Annotated in this window: 17 protein-coding genes; 2 read left to right on the top strand and 15 right to left on the bottom strand. The window is 62.8% G+C overall.

Going from position 1 to position 18,884, the window contains the following annotated elements; all coding sequences use genetic code 11:
• Positions 1 to 13: 13 nt before the first annotated feature.
• The 13 genes from BFD71_RS35015 to BFD71_RS35075 all read right to left on the bottom strand — a co-directional run bounded on the left by BFD71_RS35015 (position 14) and on the right by BFD71_RS35075 (position 13,812).
• Entirely contained in the window at positions 14 to 1,156 is a 1,143-nt protein-coding gene (locus BFD71_RS35015; RefSeq protein WP_069268799.1) for an acyl-CoA dehydrogenase family protein, read from the bottom strand.
• 2 nt (positions 1,157 to 1,158) lie between these two features.
• The gene (locus BFD71_RS35020; RefSeq protein WP_069268800.1) at positions 1,159 to 2,361 is read right to left on the bottom strand and encodes an acyl-CoA dehydrogenase family protein; all 1,203 of its coding nucleotides are present in this window, start codon (positions 2,359 to 2,361) and stop codon (positions 1,159 to 1,161) included.
• Between the two features lie 76 nt (positions 2,362 to 2,437).
• On the bottom strand, positions 2,438 to 3,259 hold the full coding sequence (locus BFD71_RS35025) for an enoyl-CoA hydratase/isomerase family protein (RefSeq protein ID WP_256095050.1): 822 nt from the start codon (positions 3,257 to 3,259) through the stop codon (positions 2,438 to 2,440).
• Positions 3,249 to 4,142 carry a crotonase/enoyl-CoA hydratase family protein gene (locus tag BFD71_RS35030; RefSeq protein ID WP_069268801.1) on the bottom strand — a complete coding sequence of 298 codons (894 nt, stop codon included), beginning with the start codon at positions 4,140 to 4,142 and terminating at the stop codon, positions 3,249 to 3,251. The genes BFD71_RS35025 and BFD71_RS35030 overlap by 11 nt, the downstream gene beginning before the upstream one ends.
• A gap of 37 nt (positions 4,143 to 4,179) precedes the next feature.
• Positions 4,180 to 5,709 (bottom strand): class I adenylate-forming enzyme family protein, encoded by a 1,530-nt coding sequence (locus tag BFD71_RS35035; protein ID WP_069268802.1) that lies wholly within the window; start codon positions 5,707 to 5,709, stop codon positions 4,180 to 4,182.
• Between the two features lie 33 nt (positions 5,710 to 5,742).
• Complete coding sequence (locus tag BFD71_RS35040; protein WP_083245640.1) at positions 5,743 to 6,564, bottom strand: 2-oxo acid dehydrogenase subunit E2; 822 nt, start codon at positions 6,562 to 6,564, stop codon at positions 5,743 to 5,745.
• 50 nt (positions 6,565 to 6,614) lie between these two features.
• Complete coding sequence (locus tag BFD71_RS35045; RefSeq protein WP_069268804.1) at positions 6,615 to 6,845, bottom strand: biotin/lipoyl-containing protein; 231 nt, start codon at positions 6,843 to 6,845, stop codon at positions 6,615 to 6,617.
• Positions 6,846 to 6,889: 44 nt separating this feature from the next.
• Positions 6,890 to 7,882, bottom strand: a complete 993-nt coding sequence (locus BFD71_RS35050; RefSeq protein WP_069268805.1) for an alpha-ketoacid dehydrogenase subunit beta — start codon at positions 7,880 to 7,882, stop codon at positions 6,890 to 6,892.
• Positions 7,879 to 8,865 carry a thiamine pyrophosphate-dependent dehydrogenase E1 component subunit alpha gene (locus BFD71_RS35055; protein ID WP_069268806.1) on the bottom strand — a complete coding sequence of 329 codons (987 nt, stop codon included), beginning with the start codon at positions 8,863 to 8,865 and terminating at the stop codon, positions 7,879 to 7,881. The genes BFD71_RS35050 and BFD71_RS35055 overlap by 4 nt, the downstream gene beginning before the upstream one ends.
• 16 nt (positions 8,866 to 8,881) lie before the next feature.
• A complete protein-coding gene (locus BFD71_RS35060) occupies positions 8,882 to 10,591 on the bottom strand; it encodes an FAD-binding protein (protein ID WP_069268807.1) in 1,710 nt (569 codons plus the stop codon).
• Positions 10,591 to 11,949 (bottom strand): aromatic ring-hydroxylating oxygenase subunit alpha, encoded by a 1,359-nt coding sequence (locus BFD71_RS35065; RefSeq protein ID WP_069268808.1) that lies wholly within the window; start codon positions 11,947 to 11,949, stop codon positions 10,591 to 10,593. Before BFD71_RS35065 ends, BFD71_RS35060 begins: the two co-directional genes overlap by 1 nt.
• Before the next feature lie 178 nt (positions 11,950 to 12,127).
• Positions 12,128 to 13,060 carry an electron transfer flavoprotein subunit alpha/FixB family protein gene (locus BFD71_RS35070; RefSeq protein WP_069268809.1) on the bottom strand — a complete coding sequence of 311 codons (933 nt, stop codon included), beginning with the start codon at positions 13,058 to 13,060 and terminating at the stop codon, positions 12,128 to 12,130.
• A 2-nt stretch (positions 13,061 to 13,062) separates the two neighbouring features.
• Entirely contained in the window at positions 13,063 to 13,812 is a 750-nt protein-coding gene (locus tag BFD71_RS35075; protein ID WP_069268810.1) for an electron transfer flavoprotein subunit beta/FixA family protein, read from the bottom strand.
• 137 nt (positions 13,813 to 13,949) lie between these two features.
• Between BFD71_RS35075 and BFD71_RS35080 the strand changes: the two genes are divergently transcribed.
• Positions 13,950 to 14,975: a zinc-dependent alcohol dehydrogenase family protein gene (locus BFD71_RS35080; RefSeq protein WP_069268811.1), complete on the top strand. Its 1,026-nt coding sequence runs from the start codon at positions 13,950 to 13,952 to the stop codon at positions 14,973 to 14,975.
• A 17-nt stretch (positions 14,976 to 14,992) separates the two neighbouring features.
• The gene (locus BFD71_RS35085; RefSeq protein ID WP_069268812.1) at positions 14,993 to 15,775 is read left to right on the top strand and encodes an SDR family oxidoreductase; all 783 of its coding nucleotides are present in this window, start codon (positions 14,993 to 14,995) and stop codon (positions 15,773 to 15,775) included.
• A gap of 127 nt (positions 15,776 to 15,902) precedes the next feature.
• On the opposite strand, the gene BFD71_RS35090 is transcribed toward BFD71_RS35085, so the two are convergent.
• Both BFD71_RS35090 and BFD71_RS35095 read right to left on the bottom strand, forming a co-directional pair.
• Positions 15,903 to 18,386 carry an efflux RND transporter permease subunit gene (locus BFD71_RS35090; RefSeq protein ID WP_069268813.1) on the bottom strand — a complete coding sequence of 828 codons (2,484 nt, stop codon included), beginning with the start codon at positions 18,384 to 18,386 and terminating at the stop codon, positions 15,903 to 15,905.
• Between the two features lie 12 nt (positions 18,387 to 18,398).
• On the bottom strand, positions 18,399 to 18,884 hold a 486-nt coding region (locus BFD71_RS35095; protein WP_370684337.1), incomplete at its 5' end, for a WD40/YVTN/BNR-like repeat-containing protein.

Below are 18,884 nucleotides of genomic sequence, written 5' to 3' on the forward strand. Positions count from 1 at the left end.
TGCTCCTCCGGGCTCACACCGTTACCGGTGTGCGGTTACTTGCCGCAACGCGGTCGAGATGAAAGTCGATATCGCCGAACATCTTTTCCATCATCGCCATCTTGCGGAAGTAATGGCCGATCGGATATTCCTCGGTCAGCCCCATGCCGCCGTGCAACTGGATGCCCTGCGCGCAAACGAAGCGATTGGCACGCGCGGCAACGGCCTTGGCCGCCGAGATGGCCCGGCTGCGTTCGGCCGCGGGACGGTCCAGGTGCGCGATCCCGCAGTACAACATCGAGCGCGCTTCCTGCGTAGCGACGAACATCTCCGCCATGCGGTGCTGCAATGCCTGGAACTTGCCGATGGGCTGGCCGAACTGCGATCGCCCCTTGATGTACTCCGAAGTGATGGCCATCACCGCCTCCATCATGCCGAGGCTCTCGGCCACGCTCGCCAGGGCGGCGAGTTCCGTTGCCTGCGTGAGCACCTCCAGCGCGCGCTCCGGTCCGACGATCAGCGCATCGTCGCCGACCTCGACGTCGTGCAAGTCGATATCCGCCGCACGGGAGCCGTCGAGCAGGCGATATGACCGGCACGTGACGCCCGGAGCACGACGGTCGACAAGAAACACGGCCACGCCTTGCGATGCGGTTTCCACTCGCGCGGTCACGAGCAGTTGATCTGCCGACTCACCGGCCACCACCAGCGTCTTCGCACCGCTGACCAGGTAACCCGAGGAGGTTTTACGAGCATGGGTTCGCCCATGGCAACCCACCTTGTAGCGGCTGCCCGCTTCACTATCCGCGAGCGAAAGCAGCAGCTTGCCTTCGATGACGGCGGGCAGCAGCGTTTCGCGCTGTGACTGCGCGTCGCCCCGCTCGATGATCGTGGCGCACAGCAGTGCCGTTTGCACGACCGGCTCGAGCGCCATGCCGCGGCCGAGCGCCTCCATCAGAATCGCCATTTCGACAAACGAACAACCCAGGCCGCCAACATCTTCCGGCATGGTCAGCCCAAGCCAGCCAAGCTCCGCGTATGCGCGCCAATGCTCGCGGCTGAAGCCCTCCTGCTGCGCCGCGATGTGCGTGCGCGCCTCGAATCCGTACTCCTGATGGACGTAGCGCTCGGCGCCATCCTTCAGCATCAATTGTTCTTCGGAGAAGTTGAAGTCCATGGCTACAGTCCGAATGCGAGTTTCGCAATGATGTTCTTCTGCACTTCGCGCGCACCGCCGTAAATGGTGGATGCGCGCGCGATGAGATAGCCCGACGTGCGGCCGCCCACGTAATCTGGCCAGTTTTCGTCGACCGCGGGATCGGCGTGCGCGACGCTGTGGTCGTCGAAGCGCATCACGCGAGGACCCAGCGCGTCCATCTGGAGTTGCGTCACGCGCTGCTGCATTTCCGAGCCGCTGATCTTCAGCGCGGACACCACGGCGTCGAGGTTGCGCTCGCTCTTCTCTTCGGCGAGGATGCGCAGCACCGACCACTCGAGCGCCATGAGATCCGTTTCGATCTCCGCAACCTTGCGCGCGAACCCGGGCGTATCGATCAGCCGCACGCCGTCGACCATCTCCTGAGCGGCAATGTCCTTCGCGCGTTGCAACTCACGTTTGTTGAAGTACAGGAACGCGCTCGTCGTGCGCTCCTTCTCCAGCAGGTACTTCGCATAGGTCCAACCCATGCCCGCCTCACCCACGAGATGCGCCTTCGGCACACGGACGTTCTCGAGGAACACCTCGTTCAGTCCCCTGCCGCCTTCGATCGACACGATCGGACGCACGGTAATGCCCGGCGTGTCCATCTTGACGAGCAGGAACGAGATGCCACGCTGCGGCTTGACCGTCGTATCGGTCTTGACGAGAAAGAATCCCCAGTCGGCAATCGTGGCGTCGCTCGTCCAGATCTTCTGGCCGTTGATGACGTACTCGTCGCCATCGAGTACCGCCGTGGTTCTCAGTCCGGCGAGGTCGGAGCCCGCGTTCGGTTCCGAGAATCCCTGGCACCAAAATTCGTCGCCACGCAGGAGCGGCTTCAGGAAGCGCTCCTTTTGCCAGGCCGAGCCGAACGCGATGATGACGGGCGCGACCATATGCGTGGACTGCCAGCTGTAGTCCATGGCATCGGCGTTGTACAGCTCTTCCATGAAGATATGCTTGCGAAACCCGCTCCAGTCGGTGCCGCCATGCTCGACCGGCAAATGGGGCGCGCCCCAGCCACGCTCGTACAGAATGCCCTGCCACTTGCGAATATCATCGCGCGCAGGCGGATGCACGCCCACGCGCCACCGGCGTGAAATATCGGCGGGTGCATGCTCCTTGAAGAACTGCATCACTTCCTGGCGAAACGCTTCGTCTTCCTTGCTATAAGCAAAATTCATGTTTCCCGACTCCTGAATCCTTTACGCACCCGTATATCAGACCGGCCGGGCTCGCCCTGCTCGTGGAGGAGCCCCTTTAGCGGCCACGGAAGGCAGGCGCTCGTTTTTCTCTCGCGGCCAGCCGGCCCTCCGCTGCGTCTTCCGAATTTACCGCGAGCGCTACAGCATTCAGCTCCTGGGCCAGAAACTCTTCCATGCTTGCGGCGTTCAACCGGAACAATTGCTTCGTCAGGCCAAGCGAAAAGGTCGGGCCGGCCGCCAGTTCGCCGGCCAGCTTCGCGGCTGCCGCGTCGAGTTCGCCGTCCTCGACGAAGTGGCTGGCAAGGCCCATATCGAGCGCTTCCTGGCCTGTCAGCCGGCGATTCAGATACATGATTTCCTTGGCGCGAAACTCGCCGCAATGACGCGCAAGCAGATGCACCATGCCGCCTTCGGGCAGCGTGGCGCGCATCAGGAACGCGGGAATGAACTGCGCCGTGTCGGAAACGACCAGCTGGTCCGCGCAGAGCGCGAAGCTCCACGCGATACCCACCGCAACGCCCCGCACAGCCGCGACCATCGGCTTGTTCAGGTTGTACAGCCTGAGCGCGATCTTCTGATAGACGGCCATCGAAGCACGAGCATGGGCAACGCTCATCTGCGGCGGCGCGGCGCCGCTGCCTTTGATATCGGCGCCCGCGCAGAAAGCGCGGCCTGCGCCGGTGAGAATGACCGCGCGAATCTCCGGGTCCTGCTCGATGCGATCGAGGTGGCCGAGAATCAGTTGCAGCATTTCCGGCGTCAGCGCATTGAGCTTCTCGGGGCGGTTCAGGCACAGCGTCGCAACCGCGCCGTTCAATGTGAGTTCAACGTCCATGATGTTCGGATCTTCGTTCGAGTTCGGTTCGTCAACTGCCACGAGCGTGCAGGCGGATCATTCCGTCGCCGAATGGCTCGTCGCGGCGCTTGAGCGCTTCCTTCAGCCCAACCGCTTCCATATCTGCCTTGAACTGCGCGCGGCGCGGTCCCTGGCTCTGGTGAGCCCGCGAGTCGTTCTCCACGGCGAGCCGCTGAAGCGTGCGCGAACCGGCCAGTTCCAAGCCGATGTTGACGATGCGCTTGTTGGCCGCCAGCAGATCGGCGTCGACGAAAGACAGACGGCGCGCCAGTTCGCCCACCTCCGCTTCGAGTTGCTCCGCCGGCACCGCGTCCATGACGAGGCCGATTTTCGCCGCGTCTCTTCCTGACAGCGAATCTCCGGAAAGCAGCAGACGTTTCGCCCACTGAGGGCCGACGTGATAGAACCACATATGCGCGGGGGGGGAGCCGTTGGCGCGCGTGGCGGGAAAACCGATTCTCGCGTTGTCGGCGGCGATCACCATGTCGCATGCGAGCGCGAGATCCGTTCCGCCTGCAAGACAGTTGCCGTGAACCTGCGCGATGATCGGCTTGTGGATCTCGGCCATCAGATTGACCGTCTCTGCCTGCCGCTCCATCGACCAGCAGTCGTCGTCGAAACTGCGGATCGTGCCACGATACTCACCCGGATCGATGGCTTCCGCCGCCCGGTCCGTATACGTCGTCACGAGGTCGTATCCCGCGCAGAAGTCACGGCCCGCCCCCGAAAGCACGATCACGTTGACCGACTTCAAATCGTCGGCTTCCAGCAGCGCCGCCTTGAGTTCCTGCAGCAGCGGATTGTTGATGGCATTGCGCTTGTCCGGGCGATTCAGCGTGATGCGTGCAACGCGCTCCGCGACTTCGAACTGTACGCACTCCGTACTTTTTAGCCATTTTGCCATGATCGGTTCTCTCTGAATGAAGCGATTGCCGGTTCAACTACGCAAACTGCTTGCGCAGAATCACCTTGCTGATCTTGCCTGTCGGCAACCTCGGTAGCTCGTCGACGAACGCAATGGCTTTCGGGCACTTGTAGCTCGCGATCAGGTCGCGACAAAATTCGATCAGCTCGGCTTCGCTCGCTTGTTCGCCCCGACGCAAAACGACGATCGCCTTGACGCATTCGCCCCACTTCTCATGCGGAACCCCGATCACGGCCACGTCGACGACGGCGGGATGCTGCACCAGTGCGTCCTCGACTTCACGGCTGTAAATGTTCTCCCCGCCCGAAATGATCATGTCCTTCTTGCGGTCGACGAGGAAGATGTAGCCGTCCTTGTCCTGATAGCCCATGTCGCCGGATCGATACCAGCCGTCTCGCAGCGCTTCCACCGTCGCGACGCTGTTATTCCAGTAGCCGCTCAATTGCGTCTGCGAGCGCAGCCATACCTCGCCCGTCCGGCCTTGCGGCAAGTCGTTGCCGTGGTCGTCGACGATGCGTAGTTCGATGCCGGGACACGGGCGCCCGACCGATGCGAGGCGCCGAACCTGTTCCGGCGAGCCGTGCGGCTTGACCTCGTGAGAAGGCAACCAGCAGGCGTTGCTTTCGGTCATGCCGTATTGGACCGAAAACACGGGGCCGAGCACCCGAATGCCACGCGAAAGCAGCGGCGCAGGCACGGGTGCCGCCGCGGTGACGATGTTCTCGATGCTCGATACGTCGTAGCTCGACAGTTCCGGCACGTCGAGCACCGCCTGAAGCATGGCTGCCACCATGAACGTGAAGGTGATACGCTCCTCGGCGATCGTTTCCAGCATCTGCTTCGGCTCGAAGCCGCGATGCACGACCGTCGTGCCGCCCATCCAGGCCACAGAATTGACGAAGCCAATGCCGCCGACATGGAACGCCGGCGTGGTTTGCAGCACGCGCGTGTTGCCGGAAAACTCCGTGACGAGCGCGCAGCTTTCCGCGGTGACGCACATGGCGTGGTGCGTGCGAACGACGCCCTTGGGACGCCCCGTGGTGCCGCTGGTGTACATCAGGTAAGCGTAGTCTTCCGGGTTCGATCGGATCGGCGGCCCTTCCAGCGGGCCCTCGTCCATCACCGCTTCGAATGAAACGGCCCACTGCGGCGTGTCGCCGATGCAGATGTACTGCTCGATTTCCGGCAATTGCGAACGCAGCTCATCCACGACATCCGCGTACTGCGCCTCGAAGACAAGCGCCTTGGGGGCCGCATCCTTGAGGATATAAAGAATCTCCGCTGGCGCCAGCCGGAAGTTGACGGTTGCCAGAATGAAGCCTGCCCACTCGCATGCGCGGTAACTCTCGTAGTACTCCGCACAATTCATCGCGAGGATCGCAACCCGATCCTGACGCCGCAGGCCGCGCTCATAGAGCGCCCCAGAGAAGCGGCGCGCGCGCTCGGCCAACTGAGCGTGCGTCAAACGGCGCTCAGCGTACACGAGCGCCGTGTGGTCGGCATGCAAGCGAGCGTTTCGCTCAATCATCTCGCCAAGGGTTCTCATTTCAGTCCCGTCGTTGTTTGTCACTTCGTTCTTTTAGCCTGCGAGCGCCTGCGGATCGGCCAGCACGGTCCCGATGAATGCGGCGAAGCGCGCCGCATCGGCTCCGTTGATCACGCGATGGTCGTAGCTCAGCGAGAGGGGTAACATCTTGCGCCAGCTAATACCGCCACCGCCGTCTTCCGCGGGTGCGGCCGCCAGCCGTGTTTTGGTCACGCCGAGAATCGCCACCTCCGGCGCATTGACGATAGGCGTGAAGCCGGTGCCCCCAAAGCCGCCGAGCGAGCTGATCGAAAAGCAACCGCCAGACATCTCCGCCATCGAAAGGCCCTTTTCGCGCGCCTTCAGGGAAATCGCCGCGAGTTCGGTTGCGAGTTCCTCGACGCTCTTCTTGTCGCAGTCACGCAGCACCGGCACGAGCAGTCCAAAGCGGGTGTCGACCGCGACCCCAATGTGGAAATACTTCTTGAGGACGATGTTCTTGCCATCCCCGTCGAGCGAAGCGTTGAATTGCGGAAACTCCTGCAAAGCGCGCACCACCGCTTTGATGAGAAACACGAGCGGTGTGAGCTTCACTGCCGCATTCGCCTCGTTGCGCGCCTTGCGCCAGGTTTCGAGCGATGTGATATCCGCGTCGTCGTGGTGCGTCACATGCGGAATCGTGAGCCAGTTGCGCGACAGGAAGGCCCCCGTGAGTTTCTGGATGCGCGAGACCGGCTTGATCTCCACCTCGCCGAATTCGGCGAAGTCGACCTGCGGCCAGGGCGGCAAATTGGCACCCAATGCAGGCGTTACGGGTTCGCCGGGTCCGGCATTCGCATTGGCCTGCGACCGGTTAGCAACGGATTCGACACTCATCGCGGATGCCTCTTCAAACGACCTTTGGGTACTTGACGGCGTGAAGCCGATCAGACGATTTCCGCCAGCAGCGTGCCGACGGGATACACCTCGCCAACCTGTGCGACGATGCGCAGCTTGCCCGACGCCGGCGACTCGACTTCCTGAATCGACTTGTCGCTCTCCAGCGCGTAGAGAATCTGGCCTTCGTTGACGGTCGCGCCGTCTTCGGCCAGCCATTCGGCCAGCGTGCCTTCGTTCATCGAAAAGCCCAGTTTGGGAAGCAGAACTTGTGTGGTCATGACATTGCTCTATTGATGATGAAAATCCTTGGGGTGCGCCGCTGTTATTTCAACGTGGCGCGAACCGCCGCTTCGATATCGGCCACGCCCGGAACGAAGGCGTCCTCAAGCGGCTTGGAGAACGGCACAGGGCAGAATTGCGCGCCCACGCGCTGCACCGGCGCCTTGAGTTCACGGAAAAGGGCTTCGTAAATGCGTGAAGCGATTTCCGCGCCCACGCCGAACGGCCTGACCGCCTCGTGTACGACGACGGCACGTCCCGTTTTGGCAACCGAAGTCAATATCGTTTCCGTATCCAACGGAGAGACAGTGCGCAAATCGATCACTTCACACGCGATGCCATCTTTCGCGAGCACCTCCGCGGCAACCATGACCTCTTGCATGCGGCGGCTGTAGCTGATCACCGTCACGTCGGTGCCCACGCGCACCACGTTTGCCTTGCCAAGCGCAATCGCCACGCCGCGCTCCGGCGCATTGCCCGGATTCCAGTAGGACGGCATGTTCTCGATGAACAGGCAGGGGTCGTCGTCGCGGATGCAGGACAGCATCAGGCCATAGGCATCGGCCGGGTTGGAAGGCGCGACGACCTTGATGCCCGCAACGTGCGCGAACCATGCCTCCAGGTAATCGGCATGCTGTCCGCCCGTGCCGAACCCCGCGCCCGTCATGGTGCGAATGACGAGCGGCACGTTGGTCTGTCCGCCCGACATGAAGCGCAACTTCGCGGCGTGATTGACGATCATGTCCATCGCGACCGTCGTGAAGTTCATCAGCATGATTTCCGCAACGGGACGCATGCCGACCATCGACGCGCCGATCGCGGCGCCGATGATGGCCTGCTCCGAGATCGGCGTCGAACGCACGCGCGACGTGCCGTATTTCGAAGACAGTCCCTTCGTTACGCCGACAATGCCGCCCTCCTGGCCATCGGCCACGTCTTCACCCAGCACGATCACATTGGCGTCGGCCGCCATTGCGTCGTCGAGCGCGTAGTTGACGGCCTGGATAGTGTTGATGTTCGTGGGTGCCTGGCTCATGCGATCACCTCGTCCTTGAAGATGTCACGGCGAAGCTCCGCAACGTCGGGATATTCGCTCGACAACGTGAATTCGACAGCAGCATCGATCTGCGCCTCGTGATCGGATTCCATCGCGGCCAGTTGCTCTTCGGTTGCGTGCTTCGCTTCGATGAGCCACTGCCGGAAGAGCGGCACGGGATCCCTGGCCACCCAGGCGGCCTTTTCGTGTTTGTCCATGTACGCGTCCGGGTCGCCGAACACGTGCCCCTGAAAGCGGAAGGTATTCGCTTCGATGAGCGTCGGGCCGCCGCCGTTGCGAGCGCGTTCGACCGCCACGTGTGCCGCCCTGTGCATCGCGATCGGATCGTTGCCGTTGACCGTGACGCCGGGCATCTGATACGCGACGGCACGCTGCGCGATATTCGCCACAGACGTGCCGTAAGCGTATTTCGTGTGCTCGGCGTAGCCGTTGTTCTGGCACACGAAGATCACCGGCAACTTCCAGACGGAAGCCATATTCAGCGACTCATGGAAAGCACCGATATTCGACGCGCCGTCGCCGAAATAAGCCACGGCCACCCGCGGCTCGCCACGAATCTGCGCGGCCAGCGCGAGGCCGTTTGCAATGGGCATGGAACTGCCCACGATGCCCGTCGTCACCATGACGCCGGATGCGGGATGGGTAACGTGCATCGGGCCGCCCTTGCCCTTGCAGGTGCCGGTCACGCGGCCGCCCAGTTCGGCCCACAATTCCTTGAGCGGCACACCCTTGGCGATCATGTCGTGAACGCCACGGTAGATCGTGCAGATGTAGTCGTCGTCGGTGAGGCACACCGACATCGCGGAGGGAATCACCTCCTGGCCGCGCGGCGAGTAGTACGGCATGACCAGCTTGCCGGACTTGATGACGGCACGAAAGCGCTCATCGTTCTGCTTGATGAGTGCCATGCGCCGGTAAATGTCGACCAGGACTTCACTGCTGGGCGGCTGATAGGCGTTCATTCGTATCTCTCCTGTCTCACCAGATTTTTGGCGCGCCGCTTGCATGGAGCGCCGCGATATAACCAAATACGAACGACGCGCCGATACTGCTGCCGGCGCCCGGATAGCAGCGGCCGACCACGGATGCCGTGCAGTTGCCGGTGGCGTACAGGCCGGGAATCTGCGTGCCGTCATCCCTGAGCACGCGAGCGTATTCGTCGGTCACGAGGCCGCCCGCCGTACCTACGTCGCCGGGGTACATACGCACGGCGTAGAACGGGCCCTCTTCGATCGGCCCAAGGTTCGGGTTCGGCTTGATGGTCGGGTCGCCATGACAGCGATCGAATGCGCGCGAACCACGCCCGTAGTCTTCGTCGACGCCCGTTTCGCAGAAGCCGTTGAAGCGCTCGATCGTTTTGAGCAGACCAGCGCGGTCGATATGGCATTTCGCGGCCAGTTCTTCGAGCGTATCGGCCTTGATCATGTAGCCGCTGTCGAGCCACTTCTCAGGAATCTGCCCCGGCATGGCGGTGCCCCACGGGTAATACTTGCGCTGCCGGCTGTCCATGACGACCCACGCGGGCACGGCCTTGCCGGTCTCCTTGTGGCGCTGGTACATGCGCTGGCCGATTTCCATGTAGGCGCCCGCTTCGTCGCAGAAGCGTTCGCCATCCTGATCAACCATGATGGAAAACGGCAGCGAGAGGTCGAGGTGATGCATGAACGGCAGCGGTGAACCGTCCGGCGCGCGCGCGCCCTCGGGCAGTTCTTCGTTGGGGCCGAGCGACGTCACGACCCACCACGCCTCCTCCATGCAGTCCACGGCGCCGCCCAGCGCGATGGCGGCTTGCAGGATTTCGCCGGTATCGCCCGGATTCGCGTTCGTCCAAGCCGCCGATGAAGGCTGCGGCTGGTATTTGCGGCGCATTTCCGCGTTGTGCGAAAAGCCGCCGGTGTTGAGCAGCACGCCTTCGCGAGCCTGGATGCGCATTTCGCGGCCGCTGCGGACCGCAACGATGCCGGTCACGCGCCCGTCCTCGACAATGAGTTCGCGCACTGGCGTGTCGGTCCAGATCGGCACGTTCGCACGCAACGCCATCTGCAGCATGCGCCCCTGAATCGCCGCGCCGTTGGCAACCAGCTCTTTGCCCGTGATCTTCTGATACAGCATGCGGCCGCCAAGCTGCATCGCCTTGCGCTTGCCGCCCCACGTGCGCTTCATCAGAAAGAGTTGCGGATATTCGTCCGAATTGGCCGGCATCGAAGGGCCCTTGTAGCGCGACAGACGCGGCGCCCATTCGCCCAGCTCCTTCACGTCGAACAGCTTTGCCAGCAGCGAACGGCCACGCGGCTCGCCACCGGGCAGCGTGTCGTAGTAGTCGGACCAGCCGTCCGCGTACACGAACTGCATACCCTGCTGTTCGAGGAACTCGGCCATCTTCGGTCCGGTGCGCAGATACGCCTCGCGCCGCGCCTCCGATGTGCCCGGGCCTTGATAGGTCACCGCCGCGTCGAAGTACTGACGCGCGCGCTCATACGAGTCGCTCACGCCGTGACGCTTCATCACATGATTGTTCGGCAGCCACCATACCCCGCCCGAATAACCGGTCGAGCCGCCGACCTTCGGCAGCTTCTCGATGATGAGCGCATCCTTGCCCACCGACTTGCAGGCAAGCGCAGCGCACATCGAACCGCCACCGCTGCCGACCACCACGAAATCGTAGCTAGCGTCCCAGGTCCCCGACATCACTCCTCCTGCGCGATGAATTCGCGCAGCGCGCGATGGAAGTTCGACACCGACGTTTCCTGCAGCGGATTCGTGCGCGAACCCTTGAACCCGCGCGACTTCATGCCCTGCTGCACGTTGGTCATGTTCTGGAAGTCCTGCCACAGGATCAGGCCGAAGTTTTCCTGCGCGTTCTCTTTCCAGTCGTCCACGCCGTAATAGAACTCACGCTTCAACGGCGGCTCCGCACCCGGCGCGAAGCGCTGAAGCGACCAGATGTCGTAGATGCACGAATCGGGGTTGTCGCCGTCCGGCCGCGCACGATAGAACAGCGCGCCATCGGGGTACGGCAGAAACACGAGATTCGGAAACACGTGCCAGTCCGCACCCGCGCGACCGAGCTGCTCGAACGTAATCTCGGGCCAGCCCGCACCTTCTGCGATGGCCGCTTCGCGCTGGAACTCCATCGCCTTCCCCAAGACTTCGAACTGGTTGCCCGACGGCGACATTTCGTGCATCAAACGCTTCGCGGCTTCATAGTCGCGAGCCGTGTTGATCGCCTTGAGCGTTTCTTCCATGACGCGGAAGAAGTTCACGAGACCCTGCCGCACATCCTCAGGCATGGGCTTGCCAGTGCGCGGCGACGGCGCGCCGATCATGCGCGTGGCCGTCGAGTACCCGAACATGCCGTGGCGGCCGTAGGCGAAGCTGCGCGTCACGTCGTCGCCGGCAACGTCGAGCAACTGCGGGTGCGTTGCGGCAACGTGATAGCCTTCGTTGAACGCTTCGAGTGCGACCTTCCAGTTGCACGGCAGGCGAATCGACTTGTACCAGCGGTAGCGCATCTTCTCGAACTCGAAGCAGTTCGTGATCTCCGGCACCGGATCGAGGAATCTTGCGAGCGGTTCGGCGTTCGGATCCATGTTGATGAAAACGAAACCGCCCCACGTGTCCACCAGAACGTCGGTGAGACGCAGATCGCCATCGGCCATTTCCGGGCAGCCTTCCCAGTCTTGCCGGTCGAGCACGCGCGCCACGCTGCCGTCCAGATTCCACTGCCAGCCGTGATAGGCGCAGTGAAACTTCGCGGCCTTGCCGCAACCGTTGGTCAAGCGGCGCCCGCGATGCTGACAGACGTTGAAAAAGGCCTTGATTTCTTCAGCCGACTTGCGCACGACGATGATCGACTCGCCCGCCACATCGAAAGTCACGTAGTCGCCGACGTTGGGAATCTCCTCCAGGCGGCAGGCGACCTGCCACACGCGCGGCCACAGGCGCTCGTTCTCCCGCTCGAGAAACTGCTTCGACAGGTAACTGTCCTTCGGGACGAAATCGAGTCTGACCGTGTGCGCACCCGAATCGGGACCTCTGTTACCCATGGATATCTCCTTGATGTGGCCGGCGTAGGCGCCGGTTCCGGCTTTTTATGTCGCGGCCGCTCGTTTTGCAGCCCGGTCGGTAACCAATATGCAACTATTAGTGCAATTTTCGTGAACGGCGTTCAGATGCTAGGCCTGCGCCCGGATTGCTGTCAATCCGGACGAACGTCAATCGAACTCAATCGAGCGCCGCGGTCAGCGCGGGTACCGCTTCGAACAGATCGGCGGTGAGACCGTAATCGGCCACCTGAAAAATCGGGGCCTCGCTGTCCTTGTTGATTGCGACGATGACTTTCGAGTCCTTCATGCCCGCAAGGTGCTGAATAGCGCCGGAGATGCCGACGGCGATATACAACTGGGGCGCGACGATCTTGCCGGTCTGCCCGACTTGATAGTCGTTCGGCACGAAACCGGCATCGACGGCCGCGCGCGAAGCGCCGACGGCCGCACCAAGCTTGTCCGCGAGCGCATCGAGCAGCTTGAAGTTATCGCCGTTCTGCATGCCGCGACCGCCCGACACGACGATGTTCGCCGCGGAAAGCTCCGGGCGGCTCGACTTCGTGAGTTCCTGACCGACAAAACGGGCCCTATCGAAGGCCTGTGCCGTGGCAATCGCGCGCGCGGGCGCGGTGCCCGAACCGGTGGCCGCCGCATCGAAAGCGGTCGGGCGGATCGTGATGACCTTGATGGCATCGGACGATTGCACCGTTGCGAGTGCATTGCCCGCGTAGATCGGACGCACGAATACATCGGGCGCCCTGATGGCGACGACATCGGAAATCTGCGCGCTGTCGAGCAACGCCGCCACGCGGGGCATGAAGTTCTTGCCCACGGCCGTCGAAGCGGCAATCACATGCGTATAGCCGCTGGCAAGTGAAACAACGAGAAAGGCGAGATTTTCCGGCAGCGCGTGCGCGTACTCGGGTGCGTCCGCCACCAGCACCTCGGCGACGCCGGCAATGCTGGCCGCTTGCTCCACCACGGCCGCGGCGCCGTGGCCCGCCACCAGCACATGAATGTCGCCGCCCGCTGCGCCCGCCGCCGTGACGGCGTTGAGCGTGGCCCGCTGCAGGGTTGCGTTGTCGTGTTCGGCGATTACGAGAATAGTCATGATCAGATCACCTTCGCTTCGTTGCGAAGCTTTTCAATCAGCGCTGCAACATCCGGAACCATTACGCCGCCTTTACGCGCCGGCGGCTCAGTCACTTCGAGAACCTTCAAACGAGGCGCGACGTCAACGTTCAGCGCCTCGGGACTCAGCGTCTCCAGCGGTTTCTTCTTCGCCTTCATGATGTTGGGGAGCGTCACATAGCGCGGGCTATTCAGGCGCAGATCGGTCGTGACCACCGCTGGCAGATCGAGCGCGACACGTTCAAGACCACCGTCGATCTCACGTGTAACGAGCAGTTGCCGCTCGTCTACTTCCGTCTTGAACGCGAATGTCGCTTGCGGCCAGCCGAGCAATGCGGCGAGCTTTTGACCGGTTTGACCAGCGTCGTTGTCGATGGCCTGCTTGCCGAGCAACACCAGCTGCGGGTTTTCCCGCGACGCAACGGCGCTCAGCAGTTTGGCGACTGCGAGAGGCTGCAGGTCGGCATCGCTTTCGACGAGCACTGCGCGATCCGCCCCCATGGCGAGCGCCGTGCGCAACACCTCCTGCGATTGCGCAGTTCCCGCCGATACCACGACGACTTCACTCGCAATACCCGCTTCCTTGAGGCGCACCGCCTCCTCCACCGCGATCTCGTCGAACGGGTTCATGGCCATTTTCACGTTGGCCAGATCGACGCCCGAACCATCGGCTTTCACCCGCGGTTTCACGTTGTAGTCGATCACGCGCTTCACCGCGACCAGTATCTTCAATTTGACGCTCCGAACGCTTTGTTGAACAATGTTCTATATTCTGAACTCATCTTTTTGCGGCTGTCAACGAGAAGAATGAACAAGGCGTCATTCGGCAACGAATTTGGCGCTCTCGTTCACCACCATGGAGACAACGAATGAAGCTCTATCGATGCGAACGTTTTGAGGGAATCTCAGGCTTGGCGCTACACGAGGAACCCGATCCACCGCAGCCTGGCTCGCATGAGGTGCTGGTGCAGGTCAACGCAAGTTCACTGAATTTTCGCGAGCTCTTGCTGATGAACGGCGCATTTCGCGACTGGATGGCGCCCAACTTCATTCCTGCCTCGGACGGCGCCGGCGTCGTGCTTGCAGCCGGTTCTGGCGTTCGGCGTTTCAAGCCCGGCGACCGGGTGATGGCGAATTTCGCGGAAAACTGGCATGGCGGCGCCCGCCCGCAACACGCGGATATGCTGGGCCGCGGCGCGATAGTCGAAGGCATGCTGCGCGACAAGGCGGTGCTGAACGAGGAGGAACTGGTTAGCGTTCCGGATCATCTCTCGGACGAGGAGGCTGCAACGCTGCCTTGCGCCGCCGTCACCGCATGGAACGCGTTGTGCGGGCATGCGCCCCTTCTGCCGGGCCAGAGCGTCCTCGTGCAAGGGACGGGCGGCGTATCGATTTTCGCGCTGCAGCTTGCGCGTCTGTTCGGCGCTCGCGTGATTGCCACCTCGTCGAGCGATGCGAAGCTCAAACGCCTCGCGCAATTAGGCGCCGACGCCACCATCAACTACCGCGAAACGCCGCAATGGGACGACGCCGTGCTGCGCTTGACCGATGGACTGGGCGTCGACGTCGTCGTCGAGGTGGGAGGCGCGCAAACCTTCGGCAAGTCCGTTGCCGCCACACGGGATGGCGGCCGGATCAGCGTCGTGGGGCTGCTAACCGGCGCCCCCTCTGCGGGCGAGGGATTCTTCACGCGCGGCCTGTCGATCGCGCCGATCCGCGTCGGTTCCCGTCAGGATTTCGAAGCGATGAATCGCGCGATCGGGCTGCACAAACTGCGGCCCGTAATCGACTCGGTTTATGACTTTGCACATGTACCGGATGCGCTGCGGCACCTCGAAAGCCAGCAGCATTTCGGCAAGATCGTCATTCGCCACCCGCAAGCAGCCACTGCATGATCGATGGGAGTCAGACTATGAAACTGTTTTCACTGGAAGGGCAGATTGCGCTCGTCACCGGAGCGTCACGCGGCCTCGGCTTCGCCATGGCAAGTGCGTTGGCGTCGGCGGGTGCGACCGTCATTCTTTGCGCGCGATCGCGCGAGAGTCTGGAAACTGCCGCGGAATCGATCAGGAAGACGGGCGGCAGCGTCGACGTGGAACCGTTCGATCTCACGGATCAAGACGCGATCAGAAGCGGCGTACGCAACGTCCTTGCGCGTCATGGACGCATCGACGTCCTGCTCAACAATGCCGGCATTTGCGAATGGAGCGATTTTCTTCAGTCGAACGTTGAAATGTGGCAAAGGACGATGGATACCAACGTCACGGCCGCGTATCTGCTCGCGCAGGAAGTCGCTCGTCCCATGATCGAACGCCGGCACGGACGCATCATCAACGTGGGTTCCTACGTTTCGGTGCTCGGCCGGGAGAAGCTCCAGGCATACGTGGCCAGCAAGCACGCGGTCGCCGGGCTCACGAAATCGCTCGGCGCGGAGTTGGGCCGCCACGGCATTCGTTGCAACGGTATCTGTCCCGGCTATTTCCTCACCGATATGGCCGAGCCCGTTACATCGAATCCGCAAATGAAGGAGATCGTCCGCTCGCATATCTCGGTTGGACGCTGGGGGAACCCGGAAGAACTCGGCGGCGTAGCCGTGTTTCTCGCCTCCGAGGCCAGCTCCTACATGAATGGCCAGATGCTGATGGTGGACGGCGGCGTCTCGGAGATCCTGAGCTTCTCGATGTCCGTGGTGTAGGCCTGCCCAGCACCGTCCGCCCCGACGTTTCCTGACTTGCACGCAATTCGGCCGCCATCTTCGCAGATGGCGGCCCGCCACATTCTTTCTGCGGGCAGTGCCGCGTAACGCGGCACATGCGACACGGTCACGACCGCAGGGTCACCTCGGCACTGCGGGCTTCGACCTGCGACGAACCCTTCGCCGCGGCTTTCGCCACTGCCTTGCGGGTAATCCCTTGCAACAGGAAATGCGACAGCGCCGGGATCAGGATCAGCGCACCGATCATGTTCCACAGGAACATGAACGTAAGCAGGATGCCCATATCGGCCTGAAACTTGATCGGCGAGAATGCCCACGTCACCACCCCCGCGGCCAGTGTCACACCGACCAGCGCCACCACCTTGCCCGTGAACTGCACCGCGTGGCGGTAGGCCACCTTCAGCGGCTGCCCTGTGCGCTGGTACGCGAGCTGCACGCTCAGCAGGTACAGCGCGTAGTCCACGCCGATCCCCACCCCCAGCGCAATCACCGGCAGCGTCGCCACCTTCACGCCAATACCCAGCTTGACCATGAGCGCCTCGCACAGCACCGACGTAATGCCGAGCGGAACGACCGCCACCACCACCGCGCGCCAGCTGCGGAACGTGATGAAGCACAGCAGGATCACCGCCGCGTACACCATGAACAGCATCGTGCGGTTCGCCTTCGCAACAACCACGTTCGTCACCGCGTCAATACCCGCCGAGCCCGCCGCCAGCAGGAACTGGTGGTCCGCATCACTGTGCGCCTTCGCGAACTCCTCGGCCACCTCCATCACCCGCGAGAGCGTTGCCGCCTTGTGGTCGGTCAGATACGCAATGACCGGCGCCGTACCGCACGTCTGGCTGATCAGGTCCGGATGGTCCAGCAGGATCTGCCAGACCGTCTTGTTGATGATCGACGGCACACGATCGATCGTGTACCACTTCGGATAGCCCTCGTAGAAGCCCGAGGTCATCCAGCGCGTCAGGCCACCCACCGAGGTCGTCGTCTGCACGCCCGGAACGCCGCGCAGTGCGGTCTCGAGGCGGTCCGCCTCCAGCACGAGCGGGAAGTTGTTCGCGTCGCAGGTGCCGTGCGACGACTTGCCGACCACTACGAACAGATCGCTCGACAGCCCGAAGTGCGCATTGATGTACGCGTTGTCGAGGTTGTAGCGCGAGTTCGGGCGCAGCTCCGGTGCGCCGCTATCCAGGTCGCCGATCTGCAGGTGCTGGCTGATCGACCAGCCGACTGCCGTGAGCGCCGCCGCGCACACGATCGCGCCCACCGCCCAGCGGCGCTCGGTGAACCGGTCCAGCAGGTTCCAGAGCGCACCCGCGGACGAGGTGCCGCGTTCGTCGTTCTGCTCGCCACGCACGCTGCGACGTGCCGCCGACGGACTCACACCCACATACGAGAGCAGCACCGGCAGCAGCAGCAGATTCGTGAAGACAAGCACGCCCACGCCCACGCTCGCCGTGAAGGCCAGGTCCTTGATCACCGGAATGTCGATCACCATCAGCACGGCGAAGCCGACGACGTCCGCGAGCAGCGCTGTGAGTCCGGCCAGGAAGAGCCGCCGGAACGTATAGCGCGCAGCCACGTAGCGGTGCGTGCCGCGCCCGATGTCCTGCGTGATGCCGTTCATCTTCTGCGCGCCATGCGACACGCCGATCGCGAACACGAGGAACGGCACCAGCACCGAATACGGATCAAGCACGTAGCCGAGCGTGCTGATGATGCCCAGCTGCCAGACCACGGCGATGAGCGAGCAGGCCACCACCAGCAGCGTGCTGCGATAGCAGCGGGTGTACAGAAAGATCACGGTGAGCGCAATCGCCGCGGCGATACCAAAGTACATCGCCACCTGCTTCAGACCCGCGATCAGGTCTCCGATCAGCCTGGCGAAGCCCACCACGTGCACGCGCACCTCGCCCCGGCCTTCGGTCTTGATGACCTCGTCGATCTGGCGCGAGAGCTTTGCGTAGTCAAGCGCCTTGCCCGTATCGGCGTAGTGGTCCAGCAGCGGCAGCTGGATCATGCTCGAATGCAGGTCGTTGGATACGAGGCTGCCAACGATATTGGCGCGCGCCACGTTCGTACGCAGCTGTGTAATCGCCTGAGTCGAACTGTCGAAGCCGTCCGGCATGACGGGACCGCCCGCGAAGCCCTTCTCGGTCACCACGTTCCAGCGCACGATCGGCATCCACAGCGATTTCACACCCGGGCGATCAACGCCTGGAATCAGGAACAGGGCATCGTTGATGCGACGCAGTGCCGCCAGGTACTTCGGATCGTAGATGTCGCCGGAAGGATTCTCGACGACGATACGCAGCGAGTTGCCGAGTCCCTTCAGGTCCGCCTTGTTGGCAAGATAGTTCTTGATGTACGGATGCGAGAGCGGAATCATCTTCTCGAAACTCGCATTGACATCGAGCCGCGTCGCCTGAAACCCGAGCACCGCGGTGATGATCGCGCAGATGATCATCAGCCAGGGACGCCGGTTGAAGATCAGCCGCTCGAGCGCATTGCCAGAACGCGAATCGAACTGGGCAAGATCCGCCACGACGGGCATCTTGTCGAATTGGGCATTGTTGCCGCCAGCCATGTCTGCTCCCCCTTATTGCGACTTCGCCAATGTGACGCGCGTCAGGCCTGCTGCGCCGGCCAGCACCGCGGTGTCGTCGCGCAGCGCCATGGCGAAGACCCCGCCCGGCTGGCTCGCGCCCAGTGTGTGGAACGTTGCGCCCTGATCGGTGCTCTCGAGCAGTTCGCCGGCCTGCGTGGCCAGCAGCAGACGACCATTCGGGAGCTCGGCTGAGGCGAGGATGCTCGCGCCGGTCGGCAGCGTGATCTTGCTCCAGGTGGCGCCGCCATCGGTGGAGCGGTAAGCGTTGCCGAGCAGGCCGTACACGATCATCGCGTTGCCAGCCGCGGCGAGTCCGAAGAGGCTGCCCTTCGACGGCGAGGACATCGCAACGAAGCGCTGCCTGTCGGGGTCGAGTTTGAGCAGCAGCCCCTGCTCGCCCACGATATAGAGCGTCCCGTTAATACGCCGCATCGCATGCAGGTTCAGGGCGTCCGGGTTGTCGACGCGGTCAAACCA

The sequence above is a fragment of the Paraburkholderia nodosa genome (assembly GCF_001718195.1).
Taxonomy (GTDB): Bacteria; Pseudomonadota; Gammaproteobacteria; order Burkholderiales; family Burkholderiaceae; genus Paraburkholderia; species Paraburkholderia nodosa_A.

What these genes read in the sequence shown, in the direction of transcription:
- BFD71_RS35015 (WP_069268799.1), bottom strand. Translation starts at nt 1,156, where the DNA reads ATGGACTTCAACTTCTCCGAAGAACAATTGATGCTGAAGGATGGCGCC.
- BFD71_RS35020 (WP_069268800.1), bottom strand. Translation starts at nt 2,361, where the DNA reads ATGAATTTTGCTTATAGCAAGGAAGACGAAGCGTTTCGCCAGGAAGTG.
- BFD71_RS35030 (WP_069268801.1), bottom strand. Translation starts at nt 4,142, where the DNA reads ATGGCAAAATGGCTAAAAAGTACGGAGTGCGTACAGTTCGAAGTCGCG.
- BFD71_RS35035 (WP_069268802.1), bottom strand. Translation starts at nt 5,709, where the DNA reads ATGAGAACCCTTGGCGAGATGATTGAGCGAAACGCTCGCTTGCATGCC.
- BFD71_RS35040 (WP_083245640.1), bottom strand. Translation starts at nt 6,564, where the DNA reads ATGAGTGTCGAATCCGTTGCTAACCGGTCGCAGGCCAATGCGAATGCC.
- BFD71_RS35045 (WP_069268804.1), bottom strand. Translation starts at nt 6,845, where the DNA reads ATGACCACACAAGTTCTGCTTCCCAAACTGGGCTTTTCGATGAACGAA.
- BFD71_RS35050 (WP_069268805.1), bottom strand. Translation starts at nt 7,882, where the DNA reads ATGAGCCAGGCACCCACGAACATCAACACTATCCAGGCCGTCAACTAC.
- BFD71_RS35055 (WP_069268806.1), bottom strand. Translation starts at nt 8,865, where the DNA reads ATGAACGCCTATCAGCCGCCCAGCAGTGAAGTCCTGGTCGACATTTAC.
- BFD71_RS35060 (WP_069268807.1), bottom strand. Translation starts at nt 10,591, where the DNA reads ATGTCGGGGACCTGGGACGCTAGCTACGATTTCGTGGTGGTCGGCAGC.
- BFD71_RS35065 (WP_069268808.1), bottom strand. Translation starts at nt 11,949, where the DNA reads ATGGGTAACAGAGGTCCCGATTCGGGTGCGCACACGGTCAGACTCGAT.
- BFD71_RS35070 (WP_069268809.1), bottom strand. Translation starts at nt 13,060, where the DNA reads ATGACTATTCTCGTAATCGCCGAACACGACAACGCAACCCTGCAGCGG.
- BFD71_RS35080 (WP_069268811.1), top strand. Translation starts at nt 13,950, where the DNA reads ATGAAGCTCTATCGATGCGAACGTTTTGAGGGAATCTCAGGCTTGGCG.
- BFD71_RS35085 (WP_069268812.1), top strand. Translation starts at nt 14,993, where the DNA reads ATGAAACTGTTTTCACTGGAAGGGCAGATTGCGCTCGTCACCGGAGCG.
- BFD71_RS35090 (WP_069268813.1), bottom strand. Translation starts at nt 18,386, where the DNA reads ATGGCTGGCGGCAACAATGCCCAATTCGACAAGATGCCCGTCGTGGCG.